The organism is Pseudomonadales bacterium (assembly GCA_041395945.1).
In the GTDB taxonomy this organism is placed as follows: domain Bacteria; phylum Pseudomonadota; class Gammaproteobacteria; order Pseudomonadales; family Azotimanducaceae; genus SZUA-309.
In genome coordinates this window covers 799,409-814,659 of sequence record JAWKZN010000001.1, presented here as the reverse complement: position 1 = coordinate 814,659, position 15,251 = coordinate 799,409, and the positions used below count along the sequence as shown (strand labels likewise).

At 54.8% G+C, this 15,251-nt stretch carries 17 protein-coding genes and 1 pseudogene; 5 read left to right on the top strand and 13 right to left on the bottom strand.

What is annotated here, in order from left to right; genetic code table 11:
• Positions 1–22: 22 nt before the first annotated feature.
• Entirely contained in the window at positions 23–346 is a 324-nt protein-coding gene (locus R3E82_03860) for a hypothetical protein (protein ID MEZ5550002.1), read from the top strand.
• Between the two features lie 315 nt (positions 347–661).
• Positions 662–1,753: an integrase core domain-containing protein gene (locus R3E82_03855; protein MEZ5550001.1), complete on the top strand. Its 1,092-nt coding sequence runs from the start codon at positions 662–664 to the stop codon at positions 1,751–1,753.
• Here the strand turns inward: R3E82_03855 and R3E82_03850 are convergent.
• Both R3E82_03850 and R3E82_03845 read right to left on the bottom strand, forming a co-directional pair.
• The gene (locus tag R3E82_03850; protein ID MEZ5550000.1) at positions 1,732–2,538 is read right to left on the bottom strand and encodes a hypothetical protein; all 807 of its coding nucleotides are present in this window, start codon (positions 2,536–2,538) and stop codon (positions 1,732–1,734) included. The genes R3E82_03855 and R3E82_03850 overlap by 22 nt on opposite strands.
• A pseudogene (locus tag R3E82_03845) lies at positions 2,477–2,898 on the bottom strand (transposase). The gene R3E82_03850 and the pseudogene R3E82_03845 overlap by 62 nt, the downstream one beginning before the upstream one ends.
• Positions 2,899–3,059: 161 nt before the next feature.
• Here R3E82_03845 and R3E82_03840 point away from each other — a divergent pair.
• Positions 3,060–3,374 carry a hypothetical protein gene (locus R3E82_03840; GenBank protein MEZ5549999.1) on the top strand — a complete coding sequence of 105 codons (315 nt, stop codon included), beginning with the start codon at positions 3,060–3,062 and terminating at the stop codon, positions 3,372–3,374.
• A 306-nt stretch (positions 3,375–3,680) separates the two neighbouring features.
• Entirely contained in the window at positions 3,681–4,871 is a 1,191-nt protein-coding gene (locus R3E82_03835) for an ISL3 family transposase (protein MEZ5549998.1), read from the top strand.
• 372 nt (positions 4,872–5,243) lie between these two features.
• On the opposite strand, the gene R3E82_03830 is transcribed toward R3E82_03835, so the two are convergent.
• The 10 genes from R3E82_03830 to R3E82_03785 form a co-directional block, all read right to left on the bottom strand.
• On the bottom strand, positions 5,244–6,620 hold the full coding sequence (locus tag R3E82_03830) for an MBL fold metallo-hydrolase (protein ID MEZ5549997.1): 1,377 nt from the start codon (positions 6,618–6,620) through the stop codon (positions 5,244–5,246).
• 69 nt (positions 6,621–6,689) lie between these two features.
• Positions 6,690–7,598, bottom strand: a complete 909-nt coding sequence (locus tag R3E82_03825) for a phospholipase A (GenBank protein MEZ5549996.1) — start codon at positions 7,596–7,598, stop codon at positions 6,690–6,692.
• Positions 7,599–8,001: 403 nt separating this feature from the next.
• The gene (locus R3E82_03820; protein ID MEZ5549995.1) at positions 8,002–8,844 is read right to left on the bottom strand and encodes a TIGR00730 family Rossman fold protein; all 843 of its coding nucleotides are present in this window, start codon (positions 8,842–8,844) and stop codon (positions 8,002–8,004) included.
• 12 nt (positions 8,845–8,856) lie between these two features.
• Positions 8,857–9,255: a hypothetical protein gene (locus R3E82_03815; protein MEZ5549994.1), complete on the bottom strand. Its 399-nt coding sequence runs from the start codon at positions 9,253–9,255 to the stop codon at positions 8,857–8,859.
• 8 nt (positions 9,256–9,263) lie between these two features.
• Complete coding sequence (locus R3E82_03810; GenBank protein MEZ5549993.1) at positions 9,264–9,863, bottom strand: DUF4136 domain-containing protein; 600 nt, start codon at positions 9,861–9,863, stop codon at positions 9,264–9,266.
• A gap of 22 nt (positions 9,864–9,885) precedes the next feature.
• Positions 9,886–11,016, bottom strand: coding sequence for a trypsin-like peptidase domain-containing protein (locus R3E82_03805; GenBank protein MEZ5549992.1), 1,131 nt, complete (start codon positions 11,014–11,016; stop codon positions 9,886–9,888).
• On the bottom strand, positions 11,000–11,701 hold the full coding sequence (locus R3E82_03800; GenBank protein MEZ5549991.1) for a DUF3313 family protein: 702 nt from the start codon (positions 11,699–11,701) through the stop codon (positions 11,000–11,002). Before R3E82_03800 ends, R3E82_03805 begins: the two co-directional genes overlap by 17 nt.
• Before the next feature lies 1 nt (position 11,702).
• The gene (locus R3E82_03795; protein ID MEZ5549990.1) at positions 11,703–12,122 is read right to left on the bottom strand and encodes a hypothetical protein; all 420 of its coding nucleotides are present in this window, start codon (positions 12,120–12,122) and stop codon (positions 11,703–11,705) included.
• 434 nt (positions 12,123–12,556) lie between these two features.
• A complete protein-coding gene (locus tag R3E82_03790; protein MEZ5549989.1) occupies positions 12,557–12,829 on the bottom strand; it encodes a hypothetical protein in 273 nt (90 codons plus the stop codon).
• Positions 12,830–12,874: 45 nt separating this feature from the next.
• The gene (locus R3E82_03785) at positions 12,875–13,288 is read right to left on the bottom strand and encodes a hypothetical protein (GenBank protein MEZ5549988.1); all 414 of its coding nucleotides are present in this window, start codon (positions 13,286–13,288) and stop codon (positions 12,875–12,877) included.
• A gap of 479 nt (positions 13,289–13,767) precedes the next feature.
• Here R3E82_03785 and R3E82_03780 point away from each other — a divergent pair, with 479 nt between their 5' ends.
• Positions 13,768–14,370: a TetR/AcrR family transcriptional regulator gene (locus tag R3E82_03780; protein ID MEZ5549987.1), complete on the top strand. Its 603-nt coding sequence runs from the start codon at positions 13,768–13,770 to the stop codon at positions 14,368–14,370.
• A gap of 308 nt (positions 14,371–14,678) precedes the next feature.
• On the opposite strand, the gene R3E82_03775 is transcribed toward R3E82_03780, so the two are convergent.
• Positions 14,679–14,990, bottom strand: coding sequence for a metalloregulator ArsR/SmtB family transcription factor (locus tag R3E82_03775; GenBank protein MEZ5549986.1), 312 nt, complete (start codon positions 14,988–14,990; stop codon positions 14,679–14,681).
• Positions 14,991–15,251 lie beyond the last annotated feature (261 nt).

The following is a 15,251-nucleotide window of genomic DNA, read 5'->3' as shown; positions in this document are numbered from 1 at the left end:
CATATCTTCATGGGAGGAAGTTATGAACCATCAGGGTCGCCTCTTCAAAAACGAACGCGTCGAACTCACGGGCACACATTTTCATGGCTGTCGATTCGAAAACTGTGAGCTTGTCTATCGCGGCGATCGTCCACCGACGTTTGAAGACAACGAGTTCTACGACTCGGTGTTTCTGTTTACCGATGCCGCCGTGCGCACCATGTATTTTCTGTCTAACATGTACCACGCGGGCAAAGGCGGTGAAGAAGTTGTCGAGCAGACGTTCGATGACATTCGCCAGGGCAGAATTCATGGACACGAAGTCGCAACCGAGCGTCCGCATACAGCAGATCTCAGCCTGCGATGACCGATTACGCGTCAGCGTTGATTTGAGATCAGCAGCGTTTTTTTTGGCCCCGGCTTACTGAACAGTTCCGTTTGGAGTCTGGATTTCCCCCGTCCAGTAGACACCTCCCGGCTGAGATTGGACTTTCAGTGCCTGCGCGCACGTACCGGTATCAGTATAAGCAATCCGGCCGGAAGAGACCCTGCTCTACGGCATAGTCGAGACTTACTACCCGCAATTTCTCGTCCGTGTGTGTGGCGAATTAGTAGTCACCGCAAAATAGCAGACGAAATTGCAGTCTTGTAGCACCCGCATTCCTATCTACGATAGGTGTCTATGAAGTCCACACTTTTGCTCCTGGTTCACTGCTTGGTTCTTATCGCCAAGATTCTCCGGCCCGGCGGAATCAAAGCTCTAATCGCGGAAAATCTGATACTCAAACACCAGCTCACCGTGCTGAGCCGAGCCCGACAGAAAGCACCAAATCTCAAGGCAACCGATCGGCTCTTGTTTGGACTGTTGTCCTTGGTTGTTACACCAAGACGGCTGCGCTCGGTGGCAGTCGTCATCAAACCTGCCACTCTCCTGAAATTTCACCGTGCGCTAGTCAATCGGAAATATCGCCGCTTGTTCGGCAACAAAGATCATCGACGGCCCGGGCCTAAAGGTCCATCTCGGGAACTCATCGCTGCCATCGTCGAATTAAAACAACGTAATCCCCGCTATAGTTGCCCACGTATCGCATACATCATCAGCCACACCTTCGGTATCGAGATCAACAAAGACATCGTGCGACGCGTTCTTGCAAACCACTACAAGCCCAGGCCAGAAAACACCCAAGGTCCCTCATGGCTATCGTTTCTTGGTCACAGCAAAGACAGCCTGTGGAGTATCGATCTTTTTCGTTGCGAATCCGTCTTGCTCAAATCGCATTGGGTTCTCATTGTCATGGATCAATATAGCCGACGCATAATTGGTTTCGGCATTCACCCTGGCGATGTAGATGGCATTGCCGTCTGCAGGATGTTCAACCACGCTATTTCGGGGTCCGATGCAGCCCGCTACCTTAGCAGCGACAACGATCCACTTTTCCGATTTCATCGGTGGCGCGCAAATCTGAGAATTCTCGACATAACGGAAATCAAAAGTGTTCCGTATGCGCCTATGTCTCATCCGTATATTGAGCGAGTAATCGGCACAATTCGGCGCGAATTTCTTGATCACGTACCGTTCTGGAATTCACTGGATCTCGAAAGAAAACTGGGTGAATTCAAGGACTACTACAATAACTACCGAACACATGCCGCACTTGCAGGACAACCACCAACCAAGTACTGCCAACAAGCAAGCGAGGTGTGCGTCAACATCAACAACTATGATTGGCAGGAACACTGCCGCGGACTCTTCTACACACCAGTTGCAGCTTGACTACCAATTCGCCATGCACAGGTTGAGCCGAGATGATCCGTCAACAGATAGTGGGTCTCATAGCTCACCGTGCCACTTTGGTCGGTGCGAGTGACGATGGCTTCCCCATCGAGATAGCGCTTGATGACCTCCACCCCACCGGGCTTGAACGTCCGCTCTACGGAGCCGATGTAGTGTGTTTCGGACTCTGACGACTGACCGACATTGTCAATGCGCTTATAGCGATTGCGATTCGGGCCGTAGTAGACGGACACCGTATCACTGCCACGCACGATGGAAGTGGGTTTACCCATGACCGCGTGGAGGACGGATCGACCGTCCCCGGAGAGCATCGAGCCATTGGCATCGTAGGTGTAGGTGGCGCTTCCGGCAGCAGTGACCGCATGCGGGCGACTGCCATAACTGTAGCTGCCGACATTGGCATTGGTGTCCGTGCCACCCGCAGTCGTATACGCCAACTTACTTGTGATGTTGCCGAGGGCATCGTAAGCAAGTGCTAAGGTCGTGTTACCACCCTGTTGAACTTGCGTCAGCCGGTTCAGGCCATCATAGGTATAGGACTCCGTGATGTCCTTGAATCCGCCTCCTTCCAGCCCACTCTGATCGCGCTTCTGAGTGAGGTTACCCAGGACATCAAACTCAAGAGACAGCGACTGCAATGTCTGGAAACCAACATTTTCGGCATCAATATCGGTAGTTCGGCCCGTTGCCGGATCGTAGGTGCAGCCGCTGATCTTCGAGTGCCCGATCGGAGTGTGGCCGGAAGAGCCACTCGTAATAGCCACTTCTGGACGCCGCTAACAGTTGGCACATGGTGCGCACTGGATAGCGATCACTATGATCGGCGATAAAGCGGTACTTCACTCGGGCTGGCTTGCGAAGTACCGCGCGGCCTTTTTTAGTATGTCTCGCTCCTCCTCTGCACGGCGTAACTGCGCGCGCAGCTTGAGGATTTCCTTCTTCGCGTCGTTCAGCTCTGCCATCTGGGCATCGGCTTTACTGGGTTTGATCGCTTTGACCCATTTATGCAGGCTGTGAGCGGACACGCCAAGTCGTTCGGCGACCTCGGCTACTGGATAGCCTCGTTCGACGATTTGCCGAACCGCCTCGTCCTTGAATTCCGGGGTGTATCGCTGATTACTCATTCACTTCCTCCTATGCAAATAGAATAGGCTGAAAGTGTCCGCGGAACCCGGGGCATTCCAATGCGCTTAACTTGGTGTCCGGGAAACCTGGGGCAGGTCAGAATATCGTTCTCTTTCACAAGTCAGCACGGGGGGAGGAGCTGCCAATTCCAAAGGGTACTGTGCTTCGTGCCCACACACATGGCGTAGATGAAGATGGTCCCTATCCCGACTACATGGTTTGGGAAGAGGTCCCCCCGCCACGGGAGGAGGAGCCGGACGACGCTAGAGATCATTTTCGGGGTTTTGCAGGGCTTTTCGACATCCCTCAGTATCCATCTGATGATTTTGATGATCGCGAGCCTGCGGTTTGCGTCGATACCGAGACGATTGACGTCTATGTGATCAAGGCGGCAAAGTTTTCAACCTCTGACCATCGCGTGTCGCGCCGCCGCATAGAGATGGTCGACCCCAAGGGACCAGAGCCGGACTTCTGAACTAGCCGCGCCCGGGTCAGTGCCGCACTCTGGTTCCGCTTCGCTCTATCTGACGATCCGTTGCGATGAACAAACGGGACGCGATCCGCGGAGCGAGGTTTTCATTGCGGTGCGACCAACTCGCGAAAGACTGCGATTTGGCAGGGACGGCCGTTCGAAATCGAAACGTATCGCCGAAACGGAAGGTAGAGAAAATCGGCGGAGAGTCAGAGAGTCCGAGGCCACGAGCGGCTCTTCATCGTTAATGGGGGACACCGGTGTTCATTAAACTGATTTTGCGAAGATCGTTTAATGGAGATACCACCGATGTCCCACGCAGGAGTCATATTAGGCATATCTGACCTTGAGATCGAGAAGGTTGATCGGGACCAGGGCATCAAGGTCTATGCCCGGCCTACCAGACGCCCCTCGTGCATTCATTGCGAGCACGAGGGGGTGAGGATCAAGGCGACCCGTCAACGAACCCTCAAGCACACGCGTCAGGGTAACCAGGTGATGACCTTGCACCTGAAGTCGCCCAAGTACCACTGCCCACAGTGCGGGCGCTATTTCTGCCACCGGTTCAAGGGCGTTCGGCCGCGCTTCAGAGCGTCGGAAGCGTTTCGGCTCGAGGTGTTCGAAGCGCATGATGGCGGCGTCACTCAGCGCAAGATCACGCGCACCCACGGCATCAGTGCGGCAACCGTCGAGCGCTGGTATCAGAGCCATTGTCGGCAACGGTGCTCTGAGATGTCGAACCGCCCCTGTCCACGGGTATTGGGTATCGATGAACACTTCTTCACCCGCCGACGAGGGTATGCAACAAGCTTTGTGGATCTGAAGAACCACAAAGTCTTCGACGTGGCACTCGGACGCTCTGAACCGAGCTTAAGACGCTATCTGAGGCGTTTACCGGGCCGGGATCAGGTAAAGGTCATCGTCATGGATCTGTCCGAGACCTACCGCAGCATTGCCCGCCGGTACTTCCCCCAGGCCACGATCGTCGCCGATCGCTTCCATGTAATCCGGCTGGTAAACCAGCACTTTCTCAAGGTCTGGCAACAACAGGATCCCGAGGGTCGAAGCAACCGCGGATTACTGAGTCTGATGCGTCGGCACGAGTGGTATCTGTCCGATGAGCAGCGCGACAACCTCAGAAGCTATCTCGGAGAATGGCCCGTGCTCAAGGCGCTGTACGATGCCAAGCAGCGGCTGAACCGCCTCCTGCTGCTGAAAGCACTGAACGCCAGGAAAGCCAGAAGCACGTTGCCCGAGTTCCTTACGCTGATTGAGCAGCTCCACGTCAGTCCGCTCCACCGGCTCGCAAAAACACTCACCTCATGGCTTGCACCCATCGTCGCCATGTGGCGATTCACGCGCAGCAACGGCATCACCGAGGGCTTCCACACCAAGATGGAAATGATGTCGAGAAGAGCCTACGGGTTCAGAAACTTTGAGAACTACCGGCTGCGGGTCTTAACCCACTGCGGCTGGGATGGCATCATCAACCGGGTTTAGTGAACAACGGCCCATCCCCCATTAATCGGGTAGAGCCTGCGGCTGGGATGGCATCATCAACAGGGTTTAGTGAACAACGGCCCATCCCCCATTAATCGGGTAGAGCCAGACTCTATAGTGGCGGAGAGGGAGGGATTCGAACCTTCGATGTTTTCTTATTTTTCAGAAGCTTACAAAGCCACCGTGCCCAGATCGTGTCTATTGCCAGTCAGATTCGTTCGTCGATTTGTGGTCATCGGAATAAAGTTAACTGTAAGACAGTGGACGGACTCGAACTCGACGTCCTGGCCATGCCAGGCCACCCCTGATCGCATTGTCACAACCGGTATCAACTACCGGCTACCGCTCGAACAGGAATCGGCCACAGGCAGGTCAAACTACCTCCCGCTGCCCATAGACAGGTACCTCTACACGCCACTCCAGTCGATTTTCGATTGCCTGCGCGACAGACAGGGCGGCGTCTTCTTCGCCATGAACGACATAGGTAACGGTGGGTGGCGTTACAAAATTACCCAGCCACTGCATCAATGCCGCTTCATCGGCATGCGCGGAAAATCCACCCATAGTAACGATCTTCGCTCGCACCTGTATCTCGCTGCCGAATAACCGTACCCGCTCCGCCCCATCCACCAAGCGGCGTCCCAGGCTTCCCTGTGCCTGATAGCCGGTGATGATTATTGTGCATTCGCTGCGATGAAGATTCTGTCGAAGGTGATGCCTGATCCGTCCTGCGTCGCACATACCGCTAGCCGAAATCACGATGGCACCAGATCGAATCTGATTGAGTGCCTTCGATTCGGCGACACTGCCAACAAAGTGGAGCGCCGGAAGATTATGTCCCTCGGTGCGCCAACTGGCGAGCTTTGCCGCTTCCTCATCGAACAGCGCCAGATGATCGCGGGTAATCTCTGTGGCCGCGGTCGCCATTGGCGAGTCTACGAAAATATTCAGATTGTGCAGCCGCCCCTGGCGAGTCAGATGATGTAAATAGTAGAGAACCTCCTGAGTACGGCCTACAGCAAATGCCGGGATGATCACATTACCTCTGTCTGTCGCATTGATCGCTGCAACAAACTCATCAAGCGTCGGACTCAACTGCTTGTGGTTGCGGCCCCCGTAAGTCGATTCCACCACCAGCACGTCAGCATGCTCTATCAGCGTCGGGTCCCGCAATATGGGACGTCCCGGTTGACCCAGGTCACCTGAAAAGACAAAGCTGACTTTCCGCTCTCCCTCACTTACCCACACCTCGATGATGGCCGACCCGAGAATATGACCGGCATCGCGAAACCTGCAGTCAACGGCACTATGAGGAGATATTTTCACGTCATAGGAAACCGCCACCAGCTGCTTCAGACAGTCCTGTGCGTCAATGGCGTCATATATCGGTGGTTGCGCATTCTTACGACCGTGGCGTTCCGCCCGCTTGGCATCTTCTTCCTGGATGTGGGCACTGTCCGGCAGCATGACATTCAATAGATCAGCGGTTGCTCGGGTTGTGTAGATGGGCCCCGTGAATCCGGACCGGGTCAACTTAGGTAACAGACCACTGTGATCAATATGCGCATGGGTCAACAATACAAAATCGATCGATCTTGGATCGAAACCGAAAGGCTCCAAATTTCGTGCTGCGACCTCACGGCCACCCTGAAACATCCCGCAATCCACCAGGAAGCGAACTTCGTCGGAATCGATCAGATAGCATGAACCCGTGACTTCACGAGCGGCACCGAAAAACTGTAGTTCCACAGTTACTCCCTATAGTAGCGATTAGTAGCGGTCGAAAAGCGAGCCACGAGGCGGCGGACACGCATCTCTCTATTGCTGTAAATAGTCGTTTAGTGCAATGCCTATGCCGAAGCGATCGACGTGATGGTCGTAATCGAGCAAACTCTCGCCATAACCATTGAAATAGATAGCGTACACTCGAAGAAAGTTGCTCAGGGGATAGCTCCAAGTGAATTCCAGCGCGCTCTTTTTGGTACCTGGTCGCAACATCAGGCCAAAGGTGTTTCGATTCGGTGTGTAAAGCGCACGTACTTCGCCGTAACCGAGATAGCGATAGAGGTCCGGGTTGTCATCGCCCTCGGCATCTTCCGGCAGCCGATACCAGGCCTTTATGGATAGCGCGAGATCACCGCCATCGATGGCGACGTTGGCAAACACACGATTCCAGCTGCGGGATAAGCGCGTCGGACGACCGTTGGACTGATGCACGAAACCGAGGTCCCAGCCAGCGATGCTGTAAGGTCCAAAATCTGGGCCGCCATAGTGACGCACAAACAGTTCCGGCTCGTGATCGCTTTCGCGAAATGCCGAAGAGAAGTCGGTGTTGTAGATCTGCCACCAGGATTGATTGGTGTAGGCAAAAAAGAGCGTGCTGTCAGGTACTATCAGGTTGTGTGCAAGCGGCAGTTTGAAGCTCACCTGAAACTTCGCCTCCTCGTGCTTCACCTCCTCGCCGAAATCCAGAAAATCGAACGGCGCATTGTTTGGGTGCGCATTGTAGGTGTACGGCAACACATAGTTCGACCGATGCGCGGTGAGCGTGTACGGCCGATCCATGGTGTCGATCTCGGAGACGAAACGGCGCCGGATCGCACTCGTCTCGACATCGCTATCGGCGCGCTGATCCCGACAAAGCATGCGGATTTCGCTGACAGTCGTGGTGTCACTCGCCTGCCGTACAGACTCGACAATGCAATCGTCAATCTCGTTGGCTGACACTGGGCTGGTCAACGCTACGACAAAAAGTAACAGCCACCTCCAACCCGATAGGTTTTCCGCCCTTACCATGGGACTGTACCGTTATTCATGTCAGCGCCTTCTAAAATCGCTTGGCGGCAAGCCAAAGCGTCTCCCCACCGAGCACCGTCAGTGCGATCATTTGCAGCCAATGGATCTCGGGTCCGACACCCTTTAAAACAATACCGCGAATGATGACCAGGAAATAGCGCAGCGGATTGAAGTAGGTCAGTCATTGAATGATCGTCGGTATATTGGCAATAACTTACATGAATCCCGAGAGGAGGAACGACGGCAGAAAGGTCAACACCATCGCAAGTTGACTCGCGAGCAGCTGGTTACGGGTGAGATACTGATCAGCATGCAGAGCGAAAGCGCGAAACCTTCACGACGGCGACCGTCCGTCGTAAAAGTGCTCCAACACCGTTACCGCTGCCTCGGCGGTTTCAACTACCGTAAACAGCTCCGTATCCGCGGGACTGATCACACCCTCGTCGGCCAGAAACTCAAAATCCACCGCGCGACGCCAGAATGCTGCACCTACAAGCACCACAGGGATGCGCGAAATTTTGCCTGTTTGCATCAGCGTCAGCACATCGAACAGTTCGTCGAGGGTGCCGTAGCCACCCGGAAAGACGACCAAAGCTTTGGCGCGCATCAGAAAATGCATCTTGCGCAAGGCGAAGTAATGAAATTGAAAGCACAACTCTTCGCTGATGTATCTGTTCGGTTCTTGCTCGTGCGGCAGTTGAATGTTAAACCCTGCACTTCTCGCTCCAACATCGTGGGCTCCCCGATTGGCAGCCTCCATGATGCCGGGGCCGCCGCCAGTCACCACCACGAAATCAAGCCGTTGATCCTTCTGAAAGCGTTTCGATATCAGTGCGGCAAAATTGCGAGCTTCGTCATAGTACGGTGCGTACTGGACCTTTTTTCGCGCCTCAACCAGTGCGCGTTGACGGCTGGCATCCGCCGGGTGCTCGCCGCCATTCGCCAGCAGGTCCGCGAGACGAGATTCGGCCTCATCGATTGGCAGCAGGCGTGCGCTGCCAAACACGACCACGGTAGAACGAACCCTGGCTTCACGCAGATACCACTCGGGTTTCAGCAACTCAAGTTGCAGTCGCAACGGTCGCAGGTCGTCTTTCGCAAGAAAATCGACGTCCTCGAACGCCAGTCGATACGACGGATGTTCGGCCGGGCGTTGTTGTGGACTATCGTCATTCATTCTCTTGCTTACCTATGCCGCCTGCCTCATTCGATCCCGCCCTTCACCCAAGGACACGAACACGTCTTCCATCGATGGCCTGATAGGCTCGATACGATCAGTGCGCACACCGGCCGCCACCAGCGCCGCACGATTCTCGTGACTCGCCGTCTCTGCTTTGGGTGCAACAACGTGTAGTCCGTTACCGACGAGGCCCGCCTCCTTGACTGAGTCTAGTGCTTCCAGCTTTTCGATCACATCCTGGGGTCGCTCGCACTGCACGTCCAACACCGACCCCTGCATCGGTCGTATTTCCAACTCCTCGGGCGTACCCACGGCAATGTTCGCAGTAGGCTGGCCGTAGAAGACAACAAGAGCCACCAACTCAACGACAGCAATGACAGGTCCGACTACGATGAACCTCTTCTTCACCGTAGGGCTCAGTCGTCACCCGCGGCTGGCGGAAACGCCGCAAACAATCGAGTGACAGCCTTGTCGATGGATATTGAGGGATCTTGCCGGTCCGTGCCTGATATCGTTTTCGTTGCCCAGCCGTGCCAGACGGGTTGCTTGGTCCTGCCATCAAAAATATCCACACCCAGCGTACCTTCGGAGTACATACGGTGCACGACTTCGGTGTCATCGTAGTAACGACCGTACAGGTGCCATCCCCAGGCACCTCGATAGTCGGTTGGATACGAAGTTACCTCGATCCGGTCCCGGGTACCCACGGTGTAGGCGACTACAAAGTCAGCGGCGCCGCGATCGGACGTATACACGAATCCCTTACGCACCAGTTCACCGGCAATCGCATCAACGATTTTTTTCCGGGTTAACGGACTGACAAACGGATCAAGACCTGTGCCAACAATCAACGGCTCATCGGCAATCCAGCTGAAACTTCGATAGCCTTCGAATGACACGGACTCGTCATGGTGCGACCCAGACTTTATCGTGGCGCAGCCGCTGAGAAGCAGTCCCAAGAATAGAAAATAGGCAACCCTTAGCCGGTCCCTTTCAATTGCATTGATGCTTTTCATCGTTTGACTCCTCATGCTTTATTCATTGGCTCGCGCGCCTGGGCTGTGGACTCTGCGAGTCCGGAACAGGAACGAACTCAATCGTTTTTCGCTGGCCTTGCCGTAGAATCTCGATCGTCAGTTGTTCGCCGCTGGGCAGCGCGCGTATGGTGTCTCGCGCCTGCAGTACGGCCCCGGGAGCGACCAGACGGACACCGTTAGCGGCGAGAATAATGTCGCCACCCACCGCTAGGGGCCGTCCGTCTACCTCAATGATAATATCGCTCTCCCTGAGTCCCATGGCCTGAGCTGGCGATTCCTCGGCAATTTGTTGAACGAGCATGCCGGTTGTTTGTGGCACGTTTAGCGCGCGAGCAAGATTGGGCGGCAGCAACACGCCAAGGAACCCGGGCCAGAACGAGTGATTTTCGATCACCAGTTCGCGTGCAGAATTGATGGTGACCGCAAAGCCGAGCCCCTCCGAAAAACCCGAGCGGCTGCGTATGTGGCTGACAATACCGATTAACTCGCCATCTTCATTGAACATCGGACCACCGGAATTACCCGCATTGATCGCAGCATCGGTTTGTATCAGATTCGCATAACCAGAGCCCTTCGACGCGTCGGCTCGATGCAGGGCACTGACATAACCAACCGTCAGGGTGTGGCTCACTCCGTACGGTGCACCGATCACGAATACACGATCACCCACCCGGGCGTGGTCTGAATCACCCAACGTGACGGGCTCAATGTCCGACACTGGCGCTTCGAGCGTTAACAGCGATACATCGGCAAAGCGTTCCGAACTCGTCACGCGAGCACGTCGCGTCGTGCCGTCGACCAGCCTAACCTGAATACGGTCCGCGATTTCGACGACGTGACTGGCCGTCAGAACTTGATCATGGGCAATGAGCACCCCGGAGCCTAACCCCATTTCACTCGCAGGTGTCGTGCCATTCTCCTGCGGTACTGATGACGAACTCAGGGTCCGTATCTCGACCACCGCAGGATTCACACGTGCAAACGTATCAGTGAGGTTCGTCGTCGCGGCTTGCGAGACATTCGTCAGCAGCACCGTAGCGATCAACGATATCGCCAGTCGTGCCAGCGGTTGGAGTGGTTTGGCAGTCCCAATCGCCCTCATTGGTTGCTCGTCCTTAGCAACTACTTTCATTCCATGTACCCAATTGGACATATTCATCGAGACGCTGTCGCAACAAGCTCGCCCACCCCTTTGCGACGAGGCGAACTTCCGACCAAGCTGTCACGGTACTGAACTCGATGAAGAGATCCGCGTGATCAGCCGCTCGACGATCAACTGCCCGCGCAAGAATTTCATCCGTCACAGCATCGCGCAGCTCGAGCACCAATGTGGCTTCGCCAATCGAACGGAGATAAATATCGCTGCGACCGATCGGTTGCGGCGGCACGTGCGATACCACATCGATCAAGGGCGCACGAATCAGCAGCACGTCGCGCGCCGCCCGATCTGCCAGTCCATAGAAGCTGCTTTGCGATAACTGTTGTTCAAACGCCTTGTGGACGATGTCCTGTAGTTTCGCTTTCGCCACGTCACTGAGCGGAAAATCCCCTTGGGTACTCGTTCGCGAGTGCAGCGTCGATCTCGACTTGACTTCGCGGCAGGAGACCTCGGTGGGCTCGAGTGGTACGTTACGATAGCGCGTCAGGTCCAAGTCGGGCATCGCCCAGGCTTCGTCAAGACTGGGTTGCTCGACACGATGCAGTCCGTCGTATGTGATTGGGCCTTCCGGCTCGATTCGTACCGCAGAGTCGCTGACACAACTAGAACTGCCGAGCATTAAACTCACCGGCCAAACAGCAATCATCCTGCGATTCATTTCACCCCCCCATGGGCTGCTGGGTCGGATCTTTCAACAACGCCCACCACCCAGTCGCTGTGATTACGAGCCATGTAGTGCTGCGCAGGGTCATTGCCACCACGGTGCGTGTCTCGAACGCACCGCCGCTGCCGGTGTGCCAACCGAACGCCGCGAAAACGATCAATGTCGCCATGGCAATGCCGAGCGCCACTCGGGCAGCCCACTGTCGCCGAAACCACAAACCAACACCGGCAACGACATAGGTAAAGCCCGCCAAGAAGTTGAACCACAGCACGAAGGGCACGTAGTCTCCTGCGGCCAGTCGCGCCATACCGTCAACAAACAACACTGCGCCGCCCTCGCGGATCGTCATCAGCCCAAACAAAGCCGCAACGACGCCTGCGACCCGAAGTGCCAGTGTCCAGACCGTCGACTTCATTGAGTTCATCTCTCAATCCGGTTAGTTAGCATGTAATTACACACTAACTATCATCCCCGCTAATCATCACTGTGGAATCTACGTATCGTTACCCAGATCGGAGCACCGAGCTAAGTACTTGTGTCGCCCGAGCCTTTAATGCCGCGCACCCTTCCAGATAACCATTGACCGTCGCTCGAAAGTCGACGATTACCACCTCACGCTCTGTCTTGTCAGCCGTCGCGACCAACGAAGCAGACCGCGCAAGAGGAAAAATGCCAATGCTTTGAAACAGATGCCAAGCAACTAATAAACTTTCTTGTTGTAGTGTTGGGGTCGATTTATCGCGCGACCGATCAAACACGATGGGCGGCAACACAAGCACAAAGGCTAGGCCATGAATATGCCAAAGCAACCCACCGACGTTTGAAAGGCGTCCTGCTGAAAGTTCTTGGTCATGTGGATAAGAATTTGATTGTCGCCACAACAAAGGGATGCGAGCAGTCTTTCCGATTCCGGAAGCGCACCCGCTCCGCGGGCAACTCCTGTTGCTTGGCCAACACCAGATAGTTCACGGCGGCAAAGCCGCTGTAGAGCATCATCGCACCCTGATTTCCTGGAACGCGCATTGGCCGGTCGATATAGATAGCACCGGCAAACAGGGCCTGGTGCACAGCGATAAACAAACCCCATTGCATTTCCATCCGGCCGGCAATACTCACTGTCACGTCGACGACTGCCTAGAGTGACATTCTAAGAATGCTCCTTGTTACCTATGGCTGTTCGTCGAGGGACGGGCTGCGCAAGATAACGACACCGAACATCGACACCGCCACCACCATACTCGCGCCACCGATGATGACCAGGATAGGGGGCAACCCGAACCACAGTTCCGCCAGGATACCGAGCGGCATCAGCATGCCGGTCAGTGCCAGCCACGAAATAACACGCGCAGCACGAGCCTGGATCGGCAGTCTTAACAAGAGATAGCCGACGAGAACGTTCAAGAAAGCAAAGAGGTTGCCGTGCACGTGCGCAAGTCGTGCTTCGAAATGTTCGCCGATCGCATAGGCCGCAATCCATTGCTCTTTTCCGGGCGCAAAGTCTCGCAGATAAATCAGAACGAATCCGTAAACCATGAAGCCAGCTATGAACAGAAATCCTGCACTCAAGTTTCTCTTACCCATCGGTGTAGCCTCTTTCAATCGCGCTTAATTACGCTTGGCAAGACTCTGTGAGTAGAGCCTCATTCTGTGAATATGTGTCTGCGTCATGTCGACGTTGCTGCGCTGCAGCAGTGATTCGAAACAAAACCGGGATATCCACCAGTCGCAGCAGCCGGGCTGCCCATGATCGCCTCGGCCCGTCAGTCAACGTATTCACAGTTTTGATCGGTGCGCCAACCTCCAGTTTGGTACGATCTCGGCATATTTAATTAGCTATTAATTGCTCACTATATTAGTTCTAAGTTAGGCCATGTCAATACGTTCTCCGGTCATCGAGCAAGCCTGATTGACATGCAGCGACATAACCGGTGTGCTCTACCACCAACAGATAGATAACGCACTCTCACCGCTGCGGTATCAGTCGACGAGTAACCTTGCTACACAGCAGACAACAAGATAAGTTAGCGCGTAGATACTTACCAGAAACGGGACAAACCTGCATGCGAGTACGAAAATCTGCCGATGAACGCAAAGCCGAAGTGGTCGCCGCAGCACTCAGACTCGCCGACGAAATAGGACCCGATCGAGTTACCACCGACACGCTGGCGAGTGCGGTGGGTCTAACGCAGGCGGGGATTTTCCGCCACTTTCCAAAAAAACAGGACATTTGGGAGTCGGTGGCGGACTACATCAGCGCGCAAATGCGAAAACGCTGGGTCAGCACCGAGCGCCGCAAGGATGACGTTCCCGAAGAGCGGCTGCGCCGCCTGGTACTCGGGCAGCTCCGCCTGATCCAGACATTTCCAGCAATACCGTGCTTGTTGTTCTCGCGGGAGCTGTTAGTCGAGAACGTGCGGCTGCGGAACACATTTGCGAAACTGCTGGGCCAGTTCCATCAACGTCTGTCAAAAAGCGTGGTAGAGGCTCAAAACACAGGAAATTTTCGTTTGGACATCAACCCTGATGATGTCGCGTACCTGCTGATTGGACTCGTCCAGGGCCTCGCGGTGCGCTGGTCTGTGAACGAGCGACGCTTCAGCATTGTTAAAGAAGGTGAGCGGCTGCTTCTCTTACAACTGAGCGGTTTTCGCACCGTCACCTAGCTCCCTCTCCCTTGCAAACATACTATATAGCGACTGTACTCTCGCGTGTCGCTACATCAGCATGGACAATGAAGAAACTGACTCATCGACTCAAAGCCAACCTACGAATTCTTCTGAGCCACGGTCGTCAAAACCGCACCCTGTGCACCACTTGCGCACCCATGGGCTGAACGACTTATTGGGTCGATCCGACGGGAGTTGCTCGACCAGGTACCTTTTTGACCGATCACGATCTAGGAAGGAAGCTGTCGCGCTAGATGGAGTGTACCTACCGGTCTTTACAGGCTAATGAAATGAGTCAATTCCTGCTAGGTGCAATAAATATCGTGCAGGGCGCGGATGACCGGTAACGCTTTGCTATTCGCGATTGCATAGTAGATGTTCTGAGAATCTCGGCGCGTAGTCACCAAACCCTCCTCGCGCAGCAGCGCCAGGTGTTGCGACAATGCTGACTGACTCAAATTCACCTTCTCGTTCAGTGCTGATACGGAAGATTCACCCTCAATCAGCGCGCAGAGCAGTAGCAGACGATTCTCATTAGCCAGTATCTTCAGCAGCCGAGCGGCTGAATGCGCATTGGCGCGCATGGATACCAAATCGATTGCAAGAAGAACGTCCATTTCAGGTGAGATCAGTTCTTTTTAGATGCTCACCCTGGTGTCCAGCAAATTCCTGCTCGCTCACTTTTCCATCACCATCCGTATCGTTGTCGGAAAATTCCGACTCGCTGGACGGGTGCTTCATCGCTCGTCCTTCACCCACTCTGCGGGCAATTCTCTGGGCCACGGACCTGATGGTACTATGCTTAATCGATCATCGCGTCTCCATTTTGATCGAACTCGGTGCAGGCAGCCTTACGCTATCTAAGACCACCACTGAAC

What these genes read in the sequence shown, in the direction of transcription:
- R3E82_03860 (MEZ5550002.1), top strand. Translation starts at nt 23, where the DNA reads ATGAACCATCAGGGTCGCCTCTTCAAAAACGAACGCGTCGAACTCACG.
- R3E82_03855 (MEZ5550001.1), top strand. Translation starts at nt 662, where the DNA reads ATGAAGTCCACACTTTTGCTCCTGGTTCACTGCTTGGTTCTTATCGCC.
- R3E82_03835 (MEZ5549998.1), top strand. Translation starts at nt 3,681, where the DNA reads ATGTCCCACGCAGGAGTCATATTAGGCATATCTGACCTTGAGATCGAG.
- R3E82_03820 (MEZ5549995.1), bottom strand. Translation starts at nt 8,844, where the DNA reads ATGAATGACGATAGTCCACAACAACGCCCGGCCGAACATCCGTCGTAT.
- R3E82_03810 (MEZ5549993.1), bottom strand. Translation starts at nt 9,863, where the DNA reads ATGAAAAGCATCAATGCAATTGAAAGGGACCGGCTAAGGGTTGCCTAT.
- R3E82_03805 (MEZ5549992.1), bottom strand. Translation starts at nt 11,016, where the DNA reads ATGAAAGTAGTTGCTAAGGACGAGCAACCAATGAGGGCGATTGGGACT.
- R3E82_03800 (MEZ5549991.1), bottom strand. Translation starts at nt 11,701, where the DNA reads ATGAATCGCAGGATGATTGCTGTTTGGCCGGTGAGTTTAATGCTCGGC.
- R3E82_03795 (MEZ5549990.1), bottom strand. Translation starts at nt 12,122, where the DNA reads ATGAAGTCGACGGTCTGGACACTGGCACTTCGGGTCGCAGGCGTCGTT.
- R3E82_03785 (MEZ5549988.1), bottom strand. Translation starts at nt 13,288, where the DNA reads ATGGGTAAGAGAAACTTGAGTGCAGGATTTCTGTTCATAGCTGGCTTC.
- R3E82_03780 (MEZ5549987.1), top strand. Translation starts at nt 13,768, where the DNA reads ATGCGAGTACGAAAATCTGCCGATGAACGCAAAGCCGAAGTGGTCGCC.
- R3E82_03775 (MEZ5549986.1), bottom strand. Translation starts at nt 14,990, where the DNA reads ATGGACGTTCTTCTTGCAATCGATTTGGTATCCATGCGCGCCAATGCG.